Here is a 14,014-nt window from a genome sequence, read left to right on the forward strand (position 1 = left end):
AAGGGTGTTGCGGGTCGCGTGGTGCCCGCCCGGGCGCCGCGTTGCGAAGCAGTTCGAAAGAGGGGCGCCGCCTATTCGGCCGCGATCCGGGCCGTTTGCGCGGCCTTGGGTTTCGGCGTGGCGCCGTGTTCGTATTCTTCGAGGAAGTCGAGCACGTCCTGCCGGTAGCGGTAGTAATCGGGGTGTTCGAGCAGCGCCTTGCGGGTGCGCGGGCGCGGCAGATCGACCTTGGTCACCTTGCCGATGGTGGCGCGGGGGCCGTTGGTCATCATCACCACGCGGTCGGCCAGCAGGATCGCCTCGTCCACATCATGAGTGACGCAGATCGCGGTGACCTTGGTGCGCGACCACACTTCCATCAGAACTTCCTGAAGTTCCCAGCGTGTCAGGCTGTCCAGCATCCCGAAGGGTTCATCCAGCAGCAGCAGCTTGGGCGACAGGGCGAAGGCGCGGGCGATGCCAACGCGCTGTTTCATGCCGTTCGACATGGAATGCGCCGGGCGGTCCATCGCATCCGCGAGGCCCACGCGTTCGAGGTAGTATTCGATCACGTCCTGTTTCTCGGCCTGGGAGGCGCGGGGATAGACCTTGTCGACGCCGATCGCCACGTTCTCCTTGGCCGAGAGCCAGGGGAAGAGATTGGGCGACTGGAAGACCACGGCGCGTTCAGGGTCGGCGCCCTGCACGTCGAAGCCATCCAGCTTGATGACCCCTTTCGAGATCGCGTTAAGCCCCGCCGTCATGGTCAGCACGGTGGACTTGCCGCAGCCCGAGTGGCCGATCAGCGAAATGAACTCGCCCCGGTCCATCTTCAGGTTGAAATCCTCGACCACGGTCAGCGGGCCCTTGGGGGTGGGATAGACCTTGTGCAGCCCCTCGAAGCTGAGGAAGCGATTGTCGATCAGCCCCTTCTGGGCGTCGCTGACGGCCTTGGGCACATTATGGATCGCCTCGACGTTGGGCAGCGTGCGGGTGCCCTCGGCCTTGGCCTCGATACCGAGATCCATCAGGTAGGTGGTGACCCGGGCGCGCAGCGCCTTGAAAGTCTCGTCGCTGTTCATCGCGCCGCGGTCGCGCGGGCGGGGCATGTCGACGCGGAATTCCTCGCCCAGGGTGCCCTCGGGCGTCAGGGCGATGATGCGGTCGGCCAGCAAAATGGCCTCGTCCACGTCATTGGTGATCAGCACGCAGGTCTGTTTCTCCTCGTTCCAGATCGCCTCGATCTCGTCGCCCAGGTTGGCGCGGGTCAGGGCGTCCAGTGCCGACAGCGGCTCGTCCAGCAGCAGCACCTCGGGGTTCATCGCCAGGGCGCGGGCCACGTTGACCCGCTGGCGCATGCCCCCCGACAGTTCCGCCGGACGGCGGGTGGTGGCGTGGCTGAGGCCGACCATCTGGATATACTTGGCCGCCTTCGCTTCTTTCTCTTTCTTCGACAGACCCGGGAAGATCGTGTCGACCGCCAGCATCACGTTCCCCTGCACCGTCAGCCAGGGCATCAGCGAGTAGTTCTGGAAGATCACCCCGCGTTCCGGCCCCGGCCCGGTGACCGGCTGGCCCTTGAAGGTGACCGCGCCCCGGCTGGGCATTTCCAGCCCCGCCATCAGGTTGATCAGGGTGGTCTTGCCGGTGCCCGAGAACCCCAGCAGGACCAGGAACTCGCCCTCTTCGACGCTCAGGTCGATGTCCTTCAGGACATGGGTCGCGCGGGTTCCCTCGCCGTAGCTTTTGGAAACGTTGGTAAAGTTGATCACGCCCATATCGCTCACCGCTGGTTCGAGAAGGTGAAGAGGGATTGCAGCGCGTACATCACCCGATCCAGCAGGAAGCCGATGATGCCGATGGTGAAGACGGCGACCATGATCCGCGACAGCGAGGAGGAGCTGCCGTTCTGGAATTCATCCCAGACGAATTTGCCCAGGCCGGGGTTCTGCGCCAGCATTTCGGCGGCGATCAGCACCATCCAGCCCACGCCCAGCGACAGGCGCAGCCCGGTGAAGATCAGCGGCAGGGCCGAAGGCAGGACCAGCTTGGTGATCTTCGACCAGGTGCCCATCTTCAGCACCTTCGAGACGCTGATCAGATCCTTGTCGATCGAGGCCACGCCAAGGGCGGTGTTGATCAGCGTGGGCCAGAGCGAGCACAGCGTCACGGTGATGGCCGAAACCAGGAAGGACTTGGCGAAGAGGCCATCATTTGTGGTGTAGACCGCCGAGACGACCATGGTGACGATGGGCAGCCAGGCCAGCGGCGAGACGGGTTTGAAGATCTGGATGATCGGATTCAGCGCCGCATTGGCGGTCAGCGACAGCCCCGCCAGGATGCCCAGCGGAATGGCCACGGCGCTGGCGATCAGGAAGCCGAAGAACACCGTCTTGATCGAGGTCCAGATCTGCGCGTAGTAGCTCGGCGCGCCGGTATAGGGGATGTCCTTCACCCGTTCGGGCTGGCCGTTCTCGATGAAACGCTGGTTGCGGGCATCGACCCGGGCCTCGAACTCGGCCTTGTCGGCGGCGGTCTGCACCGCGGCCTCATGCAGGCCCACGGCCTCGGTCCAGACCTGCGCCGGCCCCGGCACGGCGCCCAGCGAGGTCTGCACCTTCGGCGCCAGCGTGCCCCAGAGCATCAGGAAGATGGCGATGGCCAGAAGCGGCACACCCAAGAGGCGCCAGACCTCTTTCGCCTGGACCTTGGGGTTGTCGCCGGCGGCGGCCTTCAGCATCGGGGTGATCCACGCCAGCCCCAGAACCTGGAACCACTTGTCGGCGGAATTGATGCGGGTGAACAGCTTCGCACGGCGGGCCTCACGGGCCTCTGCGCGCGCAAATTCGGGATCGACAGTGGTCATCGGTCTTCTCCTGGATCCGGCGGGATGGCCCGCGTTCGGTTTGGGGTCCGGTTGGCGGGGCGGTCCGCCAACCTCAGGGTGTCATGGGTGGGTCTGGTCTGCGGCGGCCGGGGGTGCGCCTGCTCTGCGCCCCCCCGGGGCGCTCAGCCCTGAACCTCGTTGCCGACGACCTTCTGTTCGCCCTTCAGGCCGATCGGCAGGCTGTCGAGGTAGGCGTTCGGGGTGCGGCCGTCGTAGGGGATACCGTCGATGATATCGGCGGCGGGCGTCGGATCCTTGTAGCCGTCGCTGTCCCAGGGGAAGTCGGCCTCGTTGGCCAGGCCCTCGTCCACCAGCATCCGCGCGGCTTCGAGGTAGATCTCGGGCTTGTAGACCGATTTCGCGACCTCATCGTACCAGCTGTCCGACTTCGCCTCGGGGATCTGCCCCCAGCGACGCATCTGGGTCAGGTACCAGACGGCATCCGAGTAGAAGGGATAGGTGGCGTTGTAGCGGAAGAAGACGTTGAAATCGGGCACCTCGCGGGTGTCGCCCTTCTCATACTCGAAGGTGCCGGTCATCGAGTTGGCGATCACCTCGTAGTCCGCACCGACGTACTCGGGGCGCGACAGGATCTCGACCGCCTCGGGACGGTTGGCGTTGTCGTTCTCGTCCAGCCACATGGCGGCGCGGATCAGCGCCTTGGTGATGGCCAGCGTGGTGTTGGGGTTGGCCTCCTGGAACTCTGCCGACAGGCCGAAGACCTTCTCTGGGTTGTTCTTCCACAGCTCGTAGTCGGTGATCACCGGCACGCCGATGCCCTTGAAGACGGCCTGCTGGTTCCACGGTTCCCCCACGCAGTAGCCGCTGATCGTGCCGGCCTCCAGGGTGGCGGGCATCTGCGGCGGCGGGGTGACCGACAGGAAGGCCTCGGCCCCGATCTGGCCGGTGACGTTCTCGGGGGAATAATAGCCCGGTTCGATCCCACCGGCGGCCAGCCAGTAGCGCAGCTCGTAATTGTGGGTCGAGACGGGGAAGACCATGCCCATGTTGAAGGGCTTTCCTTCCGCGTTGAAGCTTTCGATCACCGGCTTGAGGTGTTCGGCGCCGATGGGGTGGGCCACCAGGCCCGCGTCATTGGTGGGCAGGTTGGGCTTCATCATCTCCCAGACCTCGTTCGACACGGTGATGCCGTTGCCGTTCAGGTCCATCGAGAAGGGGGTGATGATATGCGCCTCGGTGCCATAGCCGATGGTGGCCGCCAGCGGCTGACCGGCCAGCATGTGCGCGCCGTCCAGGGTGCCCGAGATCACGCCGTCCAGCAGCACCTTCCAGTTGGCCTGCGCCTCCAGCGTGACGAACAGGCCCTCGTCGTCGAAGAAGCCCTGTTCATAGGCCACGGCCAGCGGCGCCATGTCGGTCAGCTTGATGAACCCGAAGGTCAGCACGTCCTTTTCCAGGTCCAGCATCTCGGCGTTTGCCGGTGCGACCAGGGCGGTGGAGGCCGCCAGCGAAAGAAGCAGTTTCTTCATCTTCATACCCCGTCATCTGTTCTTTTTCAGGAACCCGGGGATGGTTTTTCCTCACCCGGGCCAAACACGAAAAGCCACTCTGACAATCCCGGATGCGGGTGCATCCGAAGTGTCGAGCGGCTCTGCTCAGTCAAACCCAGTCGGTGGGAGAAATTCGTCAGGTGGGCGCCATTGCCTACCTGTGATCCTTGATGCGGGACTCGGTGCGCAAAAGCAAAGGTTGGATGTGCGCGGACGCCCCATTTTTCGCGATTAGACAGGTTCTGCCGCAAAAAGCGCCGTTTCAGGGGCTATTCCTGCGACGACGGCTCAAAAACGCGGCTGTCGAAGAAGGAATCGGGGATCAGCGACAGGTGACCCGCCGCCGAGGCGATGGAGGTTTCGCCGGTCACCGCTCCCTCGATCTTCGATGAGGCACCGGGCAGATCGGCCTCGGTCCCCGACAGGGCGGCGCGGTGCAGGTCGCTGCGGAAGGCCTGCGCGCCCGCGCGGGCCGCCGCGTCGCGGTCCAGCCCGGTGCGCGCGGCCAGCTGATGCGCGATCCATTCCGCCTGGCTGCGCCAGGGGAAGCTGGCACAGCCCCGGTGGAACCCGACGAAGCCCGGCACGGCGCGCGTATCGCCGCGCCCGTTGATGACCATGCGCCCCGACAGCGACCGTTCCAGCACCTCGACCGGCAGGTTCAGGTATTCGGGCCGCGAAAGCAGCTCAGCCGCCAGATCCCGCGCGCCGGGCTCCGCCAGCCAGCGCCCGGCCCGCCAGCAGGCGCGCACCAGGCGGCCGACCAGCGCGCCTTCCCGCTCGGCCCAGTCGGTGCGCATCGCCAGCACCTTTTCCGGCGCCATCTGCCAGATCGCCCGGCCCGGCAACAGCAACTCACCAGCGCCGTTTTCCACCGTGATGCTGCCCCAGGGTTCACCGACGCAGAAGGCGTCCAGCTCGCCCGCGGCCATGGCATCGGCCATCAGCGGCGGCGGCACGGTGTGGATCGACACCCCCTGCGGCGCGGGCAGGCCCAGGGCGGACAGCCAGTAATAGAGAAGCTCTGCGTGCATCGAGAAGGGGAAGGGCACGCCCAGGCGCAAAGGCCGGTCCTGCGGTTTGGCGCGGATCAGCGCCTCGCCCGCCGCCCGTGCATCGTCAAAGGCGAAGTCATGGCCCACGGCGCGCAGCCGCTCGGCCAGGGCGTTGCTGACCCCGATCACGTTGCCGTTCACCGACAGGACCGAAACCGCCGACAGTGCCGCCCCCGTGCCCCCCAGGCCCAGGGCCGAGGCCACGGGGACGGGCGACAACATATGCGCCGCCTCGACCCGGCCGAAGACCAGCATGTCGCGCAAGCTGGACCAGCTGGGCGCGCGCTGCAGGTCCAGGGTGATGCCTTCCTCGGCGGCAAAACCCATCTCCTGCGCCACCACCAGGGGGGCGGCATCCACCAGCGGGATGAACCCCACGTTCAGAACCTGCGGCGTCATCCCAGCAGCCCCGCCGTGGTGACCAGCGCCTGGGCGACATCCGCCACCCGCTTGCCCTGGTCCATCGCCGCCTTGCGCAGCAGGGCATAGGCCTCATCCTCGCCCAGGCCCCGCGCCTTCATCAGCAGGCCCTTGGCGCGGTCGATGACCTTGCGTTCCTCCAGCGCGCGCTTGGTCGTCTCCAGTTCGGTGCGCATCCGCTGGAACATGTGAAACCGCGCCACGGCAGCATCCATCACCGGCTTCACCCGCTCGGGCTTCAGCCCGGCGACGACATAGGCCGACACGCCCGCCTCGATCGCGGCGCGGGTCAGGCCATCGTCGGACTGGTCCACGAACATCGCCACGGGGCGGTCCAGCGGGCCGGAGGCAAGCGTCAGCTCCTCCAGCATGTCGCGCGACGGGTTGGCGATATCGACCAGCACCACGTCGGGGTTCAGCGCGGTGACCTTGCGGGCCAGGCCCGTCACCTCGGATATCACGTGCAGATCGTAATCCCCGGCCTCGGCCAGGCTGTCAACGATCAGCATGGCCCGGTCCCGATCCGGTTCGACGACGATGATGGAAAGCTTGTCCGGCATACCCCGACATGGGGCCAGCCGGCGGGTTTTGTAAACTCCCCCGTGATCCTGACATGATCCTGACGGCCCGGCCTGCTGGCGCTTGGCCCAAAAAACCGGCGGGTCAGGCCGGGTCCCCCAGCAGTTTTAATCATTGATTAGGGAAGCTGCGGCGAAATGGCCCCGCTGCCCTGTGACAGGAGGTTCCCATGCAGACGATCGACCACCCGCCGATGACCTGGCGCGACGACCAGAAGATTGCCTGGCCGATGAAGAAGCTGGGCCATGCCCAGCTTGGCGCCGCCGAAGGGGCCATGCTCTACTACATCGCCCGCGACTGGGTGTCGGGGCGGCACCCCCTGCTGGAGCTCGGCTCCTTCCTGGGGGGCAGCGCCTCTCTGACCGGGGCCGGGCTGATGGCCAACCCCGACTGGGACGGCACCACGCGGCTGCACTGTTTCGACATCTTCGAGGCGAAGTTCGGCGATATGGCCGAATTCATCCGCACCCGCATCGACCCCGACTTCCGCGAGGGGGAGGATTTCCAGCACCTCTTCGAGGCCCAGACGGCAGAGGTCGCCCCGGCGATCGAGATCCACAAGGGCGACTTCGCCCAGGCCCGCTGGGACGGCGGCGCGGTGGATCTGGTCTTCGTCGACATCGCCAAGACGGCCGAACTGAACCGCGTCGTGCTGGAGCGGTTCCTGCCCGCGCTGCGCCCCGGCCCGGGCCTGCTGGTGAACCAGGATTTCCACAATGCCGACAACCCGTGGATCCATTGCTCGCTGGGTCACCTGATCGACTATTTCGAGCTGATGGAGCCGCGCGCCGACGATTCCATCCTGCTGCGCCTGCGCGAGTCGATCCCCGCCCACGCCCTGGCGGAGGCGGGCCGCTGGGAAGACCTGGACCCGACCGATGCCCTGGCCCGGGTCGATCGGCTGCTGTCGCTGTTCCGCGAGGGCGGGCACGACACCCGTTACATCGAACTGGTCCGCGCCCGGCTGCTAATCCGCAGTGGCGATGCGGGGGGCGCCCTGGCCCTGGTGGACGAGGCGCTGGAACGCTTCGGCCCCGGCGACCCGAAGGAGCATTTCTTCTGGCTGCGCCGCTGCCGCGCCGTCCAGCAGGAGGCTGCCTGACGCCCCGTCCAGGGGTGAGCAGCCCCTGTGCACGGATGCGGGGCTGCGCGCGGGGGATTTCGGCCTATCTTGGGACCAAAGGAGGCCCCTATGAGCTGGAATCCCGACGCCCTTCTGACCGACCCCGACCTGATCGCCGCCTCGGCGCTGGAAACCCTCATCATCCCCCGCAGCCGTGACATCGGCGGCTTCGAGGTGCGCCGCGCCCTGCCCGCACCCCGACGGCAGATGGTCGGCCCCTTCATCTTCTTCGACCAGATGGGCCCGGCGGAACTGCTGGCCGGCGACCGGATCGACGTGCGACCACATCCCCATATCGGGCTGGGCACCGTGACCTACCTGTTCGAGGGCAGCTTCCGGCACCGCGATTCCATCGGGTCCGATCAGGTGATCGTCCCGGGTGACGTGAACTGGATGGTGGCCGGACGCGGGGTCAGCCATTCCGAACGCTCCCCCTCGGTCGAGGCGGGCGGCGCGATCCACGGCCTGCAGACCTGGATCGCCCTGCCCGAGGCGGAGGAGACCCGCGCGCCGCTGTTCGAACATTTTGCCAAGGCCGCCCTGCCCGAGCTGGAGGCCGAGGGCATCCAGGCCCGGCTGATCCTGGGCGACGCCTTCGGTGAAAGCGCCCCGGCGCAGCTTTTTTCCGAGAGCTTCTACCTGGACGTGACCCTGGCCCCCGGCGCCCGCTTCCCCCTGCCCGACGACCACGAGGACCGCGGCGTGCATGTCACCCATGGCGCGGTCGAGGTGGCGGGCGATCGGTTTGATCCGGGCCGGATGATGGTCTTCCGCCCCGGCGATGCGATCACCCTGCGCGCCGCGCCAGAAGGCGCACGGTTCCTCGCCCTCGGCGGCGCCACCCTGCCCGGCCCGCGCTACATCTGGTGGAACTTCGTTGCCTCCGATCCCGACCGGATCGAAGCGGCCAAGCTGGACTGGCGCCGCGGCACCTGGGGCCAGGGCCTGTTCGACCTGCCCGTGGACGACCGCGACGAATTCATCCCCGCCCCCGAAGACGGCCCAGGCCGCCTGCTGCCCATGCGGGCCGGGGCGCGCAAACCGGGCGGGCACCCCGGCTGACGCATCGGGCCGCTTGCGGCATGGCCTGCGCCGGGGTTATCCCCCGGGAAGTCACACCGACTGGAGATCCCATGCTGCGCGCGTCCAGCGCGCCTCGGACAGCTACGCCCGCCACTACGGGATCGACCGCGACAGGGATTGGTATGTCCTCAAGATGCTTGAGGAATCGGGCGAGGTGGCCAAGGCTTGGAACAGGCTGACCCATCGCGGCCGCCGCCGCGACGCCAGCGCCTCGGACCTGGCGCGAGACCTGGAGGACGAGTTGGCCGATCTCCTTGGCATGGTGCTTTTGGTGGCCCATCAGAACGACGTGGATCTGGACGCCGCCATCCGAGGAAAATGGCATTTCGATCCCGCAGCGATCCCGGATGATCAGGCCGAAAAGGCGGAATAGGCGCCCGATTTCCGGCGCCGCCCCGGCGTGTCCTGCGCTAGGATCGCCTCATGATGTTCGAGCTGCCTTCCGATGACACCCTCTACGACGCGCTGCTGGCGCGGGACGCCACCTACGAAGACCGCGCCTGGGTCTGTGTCACGTCGACCGGTATCTTCTGCCGGCTGACCTGCCCGGCCCGCAAGCCGCGGCGGGAGAACTGCCTGTTCCGCGCCACCCTGGCCGACTGCATCGCCGAGGGGTTCCGCCCCTGCAAGCGCTGCCACCCCCTTCGGGCGGCGGGCGAGGGCGAGCCGGCGGTGCTGGCCCTGCTCGCGGCACTGGACGACCGGCCCGATCACCGCTGGAGCGAGGCCTGCGTGATCGCCATGGGCCTCGATCCTTCCACCGTGCGCCGGGCGTTCAAGCGTACCTTCGGGATGACCTTCCTCGACATGGCGCGCCAGCGCAGGCTGCGCGACGGCTTCCTGACGCTGGCGCGGGGCGGCAAGGTGATCGAAGCACAGCTGGAGGCGGGGTTCGACAGCCCATCGGCCTTCCGCGCGGCCTTTGCCCGGCACCTGGGAGTCGCCCCGGGCCACCTGAAACGCGACGCCCTGCTGCGTGCCGAATGGATCCCGACGCCCCTGGGTGACATGGTCGCGGTGACCTGCGCCCGCCATCTGCACCTGCTGGAATTCGCTGACCGCCGCGCCCTGGGCGCCGAGGTGCGCAAGCTGGCCAGCTACGCCCGGGGCTCGCTGGGGTTGGGCTCCCATGCGCCCGGCGCGCAGATCCGCGAGGAACTGGCCCGCTACTTTGATGGCGGGGACGCGCGGTTCGACACACCGCTGGCGCTGCACGGTTCGGCCTTCACCCGGCAGGTCTGGGAAGAGCTGCGCCGCATTCCGGCCAGGGAAACCCGGTCTTACGCGGATCTGGCCCGCGCCATTGGCCGCCCCGATGCGCATCGCGCCGTGGCTCGTGCCAGCGGCGCCAACCAGATCGCCCTGGTCATCCCCTGCCATCGGGTGATCGGTAGCGACGGAACGCTGACCGGCTACGGCGGTGGCCTGTGGCGCAAACAGCGCCTATTGCAGATCGAAGGCAGACAGCTTTTCTCCGGGGCAGGCTGACGCGATGCTTTTGGGGGCTGAATTGGCGTTCAAGGCAGGGTCAGATGCACGGGCGCACCACTGAGGCCCGAGCCCCCACATCCCCCCGCCAGTTCCTGTTCGGCTCGCATGCACGTTACGCAACACCGCCCGGCGATCGGATCAATGTAGTCGCCCGGATCGTCAAAACTCTCGATACAACCGCCGGCGTATTGGGTATCGAAGAGGAATTCGGTCTCCATCGCCCGACCTCACGAGAAGGCACCGTAGCCGGAATTTAGATCGGCGATGTTACCTTCAGTCCCCCAGACTAGGGTGTCGGCTTCAACGCAGCCAGACCCTCGGCCAGGCCCTCCGTCGAAAACGAGAAGACGCGCTGTTCTGCATTGATCCTTGGGCGTTAGGCTATTCACTGCTCCTGCACTACAGTCGGCTAGACACTTCTCAGGACGGCCAAAGAACTTTGGTGTGAAGGTGGGGCCAGCAGACTGCGGTTTTCAGTGCGTCTCGGCAGGAAAAGAGACGGAAAATCGGCGAAGATGGCGCGCCGTTCCACGGGTCACCAGATGCCCCCGAGCTGATCTGCCGCCTTCTTCGCGCGGGCTTCACCGGCCCGTTGTTCACTGCAGGCCCTGAGCAAACAGGAGAAGCAGGGCAATGCGGCCTCAGGGCAAAGGGCACACGACGGCTGGCGTAGAAAACTCCGGCCTTGCGAGGTGAACGTGATGAAGGAAATGGTCTCCGACATGGTCTGCGGCGCCTGACACACACGAGGACCTGACGCGAAACCAATGGGGTAGGGTGGGAAGTGGTGCCGGTGATAGGACTCGAACCTACGACCCCATCATTACGAATGACGTGCTCTACCAGCTGAGCTACACCGGCACTTCCCTCGGAGGGCCCGCGAACGGGGCCTCGTGGGCCGGGGCTATAGCACCCCGGCGGCGGTTGGAAAAGCGCAAAGTGCGCGCTTTTCCGGGACCTTTCAGCGGCGATCGCCGGAGGGGTCCCCCGGGCTGTGCTCGGGCGGGATGACCTCGGCCTCGGGGATGCCGTCGGAGGCCTCCTGCGCCTGGCTGTCGGGCGCCTCTGCCGTGCCCGTCTCGCCCGGCATCTCGGGCGGGGTGGCGGCCTGGGCGGCGGCGGGCACACCGGCCCCCTCATCCACCCGGCCGACGATCAGCGGCAGCATCGCGCTGGACATGGGCGTCTGGTAATCGGCCGCCGGCGCGTCCTTCCAGGCCAGCGTGTCGAAGGCCTGGCAGTTCTCGCAGACCGGCACCCATTCGGCGTGGATGTGGTGGCAGTTCTCGCAGGTCCACTGCGGGCCGCGCGGGGCGGAGACGGCACGTGCCAGCCAGCCCTTCACCACGGCGTCCGAGGCGCCCTCGCCGCGTTCGATCGCCGCCATGATGGTCAGCGCGCGGGCATCGGGTTTCTCGGTTGCCAGATCGCCCAGGGCCTTGCGGGCGGCGGGGAAATCCTCCGCCGCGATCAGCAGCTCAGCCTGCAGCAGCCGGGTCTCGCGGTGCTCGGGGTGGATGCGGGTCAGGGTCTTGAACCGCTTCAGCCGGGCCTCGGCATCCTCCTCGGGGTGCAGCGCGGCAAAGGCGGCGGCGAGGTCGGGATGGGGATGGGCCTCCCAGGCCTTCTTCAGGACGCGGGTGGCGTATTTCGGCTTGCCCTGCTCGGCATAGGCGCGGGCAGCAAAGACGGCGGCAGGGATCAGGTCCGGCGACAGGCGGTTGGCCTCGATCGCGGCCTCGCGCATCTCGATGGTGCTGTCCTCGGCCAGCACGGTCTTCGCCTCGCTGAGGGCCAGCACCGCATCGCGGCGCTTGTGCACGTCGCGCGGCAGGGCGCCATGGCGCAGCTTCGCCTTCAGCGTGCCGCGGGCGCCGGACCAGTCCTGGTTGGCCGCCTGCAACTTCAGCAGGGTGTCCTGCACCTCGACGTGCTGCGGCTTCAGGGCGAAGGCCTTCTCGGCCAGCTTCATCGCCTTGTCGGTGTCGCCCGCCTCCAGCTTCTGCTTCATCAGACCGCGCACGCCGACGAAGCGGGTGCGTTCATCGGTCACCAGCCGCTTGTAGGCCTCTTCGGCGCGGCGCTTGTCGCCCGCGACCTCGGCCGCCTGGGCGATCACCAGCGTCGTCAGATCGGGCCGGTCGAGGTACCTTTCGGCCTTGGTGGCCTTGGACATGGCCAGCCGCCCCTCACCCGAGGCCAGCGCCATAAGGCTGTCGCTGAGCGCGTTGAAACCCTTGCGTTCGCGGTTGCGGTCGAAATAGCGGCTGAGGGCGGTTTCATCGCCGTTGATGAATTTCAGCAGGGCGATCAGCAGCCCGGCCAGTTTCAGCAGCAGCCAGATGGCCAGCACCAGCAGCAGCAGGGCGATGACCGCGCGGATCGGGGTCAGGTTGAATTCCATCGCGCCAAAGGCGATGCGCACCCCGCCGTCCAATTCCAGCAGGTAGGCGGCGCCAAAGGTGGCCGCCCCCACGAGCAGGACGAAGACGAGGATTTTGACCAGGGACCAGAGCATCAGTTCTTCCTCAATTCGTCTGTTCGGACAGCGTTTCGGCGGCGGCGACGGCCTCGGCCCGGGTGCGTGCCAGGTCCATCCAGTCGCTCATGGCGGCCAGCGCCGGTTCCGGCAGGCCGTCCAGTTCGACCAGCACGGTCTGCAGATCACCGTCCTTCAGCGCCGCCTCGGCGCGCGACAGGACGGCGTCGGTATCCTCGCCCTCCTGCGGGGTCAGGGACCGGGCGCCCAGCTGGTTCTTCAGGAAATCGTTGAAGGACCCGCCCAGGCTGCCGTCGCGGGTCGCGGCCAGGGCGTCGCGGGCGACATCGGGGAAATCATCGCGCAGGCGGGCCAGGGTGGGCACGCCGGTGGCGGCGTTGGCCTCCAGGGGCGCGGGGATCTCCAGGCCCAGTTCCGCCAAGGTTTTCAGCGGATCCTCGAAGGTCCCGCCATCGGCCAGGGCGCCGTCCAGGCGCACCAGGGCCGCACGGACGCGGGTGTCGCGCGCGGTGGCGGCGGCGTCCTCGCGCATCTGCTGGCTGTCGGTGACCATTTCCTGGATCTCGGCGCGCTGGTCTTCCATGGCCTGTTGCAGGCGGGCCAGCTCCTCCTCGTAGGCGGCAATGGCCGCGTCAGAGACGCTTTCGGCCAGGGGCTGTTTTTCAAGCTCGTCGACACGGGCCGCCAGGGCATCCAGGTCCGACCGGGTGCTCTCGACGCTCTGCTGCAGCTCGGCGAAGCTTGCCTCCATGTCGCTGACGCTGGCGGTCACATCATCCAGCGCGGACAGGTCGGGGCCGGCGTCCAGCTGTGCCTGCACATCCGACAACGTGTCGGCCTGGCTGCGCTGCGTCTGTTCCAGCGAGGTGATGTCGACAGGCGGGAAGGCGATCATCGCGGCGCCGAACCCGATGCCGGCGGCGACCACGCCCCCCAGCAGGGCCGGGCCGAAGCCCCCACGGCGGGCGGGCGGTTCCGCCTCGGCCGCGGGCGGCGGCGTATCGGCGGGAGGACCGTTCGGGGTCTCCTCCGCCTGCAGCCGGTCGTCGCCCGCGGCAAGCGGGCTTTCCTCGTCCAGGTCGGCCAGCTCTTCCTCGGGAATGGCGACCGCCGCGGCGGGATCGGCGACTTCCTCGCGCGGATCATGCTCGGGCGCGACCAGCGCGGTCGCCTCGTCGGCGGGGTCGTGTTCGGGCGCGACCAGTTCCGGTGCGCTGTCCGTCGGGTCATGCTCCGGTGCGGTCAGTTCCGCCTCGGTGCCCTCCGGCGCGGGGCCGGTGGCGACGTCTTCCTCTGGCCGGCCCGTCTCCTGGCTGGCCTCCGCATCCGTCTGGCTGCGTTTTTCGGTCTCGTCGTCCCTGGTCTGAGCCAATGATCAACCCCTTC

Annotated in this window: 11 protein-coding genes and 1 tRNA gene; 4 read left to right on the top strand and 8 right to left on the bottom strand. The window is 67.6% G+C overall.

The window, feature by feature from the left end:
• Positions 1-71 precede the first annotated feature (71 nt).
• From LC066_RS09645 to LC066_RS09665, 5 genes are all read right to left on the bottom strand, one after another.
• Positions 72-1,757, bottom strand: a complete 1,686-nt coding sequence (locus tag LC066_RS09645; protein ID WP_224898702.1) for an ABC transporter ATP-binding protein — start codon at positions 1,755-1,757, stop codon at positions 72-74.
• Positions 1,758-1,762: 5 nt separating this feature from the next.
• Positions 1,763-2,845 (bottom strand): ABC transporter permease, encoded by a 1,083-nt coding sequence (locus LC066_RS09650; RefSeq protein ID WP_224898304.1) that lies wholly within the window; start codon positions 2,843-2,845, stop codon positions 1,763-1,765.
• A 143-nt stretch (positions 2,846-2,988) separates the two neighbouring features.
• Positions 2,989-4,356 carry a CmpA/NrtA family ABC transporter substrate-binding protein gene (locus LC066_RS09655; protein WP_224898306.1) on the bottom strand — a complete coding sequence of 456 codons (1,368 nt, stop codon included), beginning with the start codon at positions 4,354-4,356 and terminating at the stop codon, positions 2,989-2,991.
• A gap of 290 nt (positions 4,357-4,646) precedes the next feature.
• Positions 4,647-5,831, bottom strand: a complete 1,185-nt coding sequence (locus LC066_RS09660) for a CmpA/NrtA family ABC transporter substrate-binding protein (RefSeq protein ID WP_224898308.1) — start codon at positions 5,829-5,831, stop codon at positions 4,647-4,649.
• Positions 5,828-6,412 carry an ANTAR domain-containing response regulator gene (locus LC066_RS09665; protein WP_222475629.1) on the bottom strand — a complete coding sequence of 195 codons (585 nt, stop codon included), beginning with the start codon at positions 6,410-6,412 and terminating at the stop codon, positions 5,828-5,830. The genes LC066_RS09660 and LC066_RS09665 overlap by 4 nt, the downstream gene beginning before the upstream one ends.
• 188 nt (positions 6,413-6,600) lie before the next feature.
• On the opposite strand from LC066_RS09665, the gene LC066_RS09670 reads away from it, so the two are divergent.
• From LC066_RS09670 to LC066_RS09685, 4 genes are all read left to right on the top strand, one after another.
• Positions 6,601-7,533 carry a class I SAM-dependent methyltransferase gene (locus LC066_RS09670; RefSeq protein WP_222475631.1) on the top strand — a complete coding sequence of 311 codons (933 nt, stop codon included), beginning with the start codon at positions 6,601-6,603 and terminating at the stop codon, positions 7,531-7,533.
• A 90-nt stretch (positions 7,534-7,623) separates the two neighbouring features.
• Positions 7,624-8,616: a pirin family protein gene (locus LC066_RS09675; RefSeq protein ID WP_224898310.1), complete on the top strand. Its 993-nt coding sequence runs from the start codon at positions 7,624-7,626 to the stop codon at positions 8,614-8,616.
• Between the two features lie 154 nt (positions 8,617-8,770).
• Positions 8,771-9,010, top strand: a complete 240-nt coding sequence (locus LC066_RS09680; protein ID WP_224898312.1) for a MazG nucleotide pyrophosphohydrolase domain-containing protein — start codon at positions 8,771-8,773, stop codon at positions 9,008-9,010.
• 50 nt (positions 9,011-9,060) lie between these two features.
• A complete protein-coding gene (locus tag LC066_RS09685) occupies positions 9,061-10,125 on the top strand; it encodes a bifunctional transcriptional activator/DNA repair enzyme AdaA (protein ID WP_224898314.1) in 1,065 nt (354 codons plus the stop codon).
• Between the two features lie 788 nt (positions 10,126-10,913).
• Here the strand turns inward: LC066_RS09685 and LC066_RS09690 are convergent.
• The 3 genes from LC066_RS09690 to LC066_RS09700 form a co-directional block, all read right to left on the bottom strand.
• Positions 10,914-10,989, bottom strand: a tRNA-Thr gene (locus tag LC066_RS09690).
• A 100-nt stretch (positions 10,990-11,089) separates the two neighbouring features.
• Positions 11,090-12,646, bottom strand: a complete 1,557-nt coding sequence (locus LC066_RS09695; RefSeq protein WP_224898316.1) for a heme biosynthesis protein HemY — start codon at positions 12,644-12,646, stop codon at positions 11,090-11,092.
• 10 nt (positions 12,647-12,656) lie between these two features.
• Positions 12,657-14,000: a COG4223 family protein gene (locus tag LC066_RS09700; protein WP_224898318.1), complete on the bottom strand. Its 1,344-nt coding sequence runs from the start codon at positions 13,998-14,000 to the stop codon at positions 12,657-12,659.
• Positions 14,001-14,014 lie beyond the last annotated feature (14 nt).

Source organism: Pseudooceanicola marinus, from assembly GCF_020177265.1.
Taxonomy (GTDB): Bacteria; Pseudomonadota; Alphaproteobacteria; order Rhodobacterales; family Rhodobacteraceae; genus Pseudooceanicola; species Pseudooceanicola marinus_A.

Bases quoted from the DNA above. Each gene is read 5' to 3' on its own strand.
- LC066_RS09685 (WP_224898314.1), top strand. From the start codon at position 9,061: ATGATGTTCGAGCTGCCTTCCGATGACACCCTCTACGACGCGCTGCTG.
- LC066_RS09680 (WP_224898312.1), top strand. From the start codon at position 8,771: ATGCTTGAGGAATCGGGCGAGGTGGCCAAGGCTTGGAACAGGCTGACC.
- LC066_RS09660 (WP_224898308.1), bottom strand. From the start codon at position 5,831: ATGACGCCGCAGGTTCTGAACGTGGGGTTCATCCCGCTGGTGGATGCC.
- LC066_RS09695 (WP_224898316.1), bottom strand. From the start codon at position 12,646: ATGCTCTGGTCCCTGGTCAAAATCCTCGTCTTCGTCCTGCTCGTGGGG.
- LC066_RS09675 (WP_224898310.1), top strand. From the start codon at position 7,624: ATGAGCTGGAATCCCGACGCCCTTCTGACCGACCCCGACCTGATCGCC.
- LC066_RS09670 (WP_222475631.1), top strand. From the start codon at position 6,601: ATGCAGACGATCGACCACCCGCCGATGACCTGGCGCGACGACCAGAAG.
- LC066_RS09645 (WP_224898702.1), bottom strand. From the start codon at position 1,757: ATGGGCGTGATCAACTTTACCAACGTTTCCAAAAGCTACGGCGAGGGA.
- LC066_RS09665 (WP_222475629.1), bottom strand. From the start codon at position 6,412: ATGCCGGACAAGCTTTCCATCATCGTCGTCGAACCGGATCGGGACCGG.
- LC066_RS09650 (WP_224898304.1), bottom strand. From the start codon at position 2,845: ATGACCACTGTCGATCCCGAATTTGCGCGCGCAGAGGCCCGTGAGGCC.
- LC066_RS09655 (WP_224898306.1), bottom strand. From the start codon at position 4,356: ATGAAGAAACTGCTTCTTTCGCTGGCGGCCTCCACCGCCCTGGTCGCA.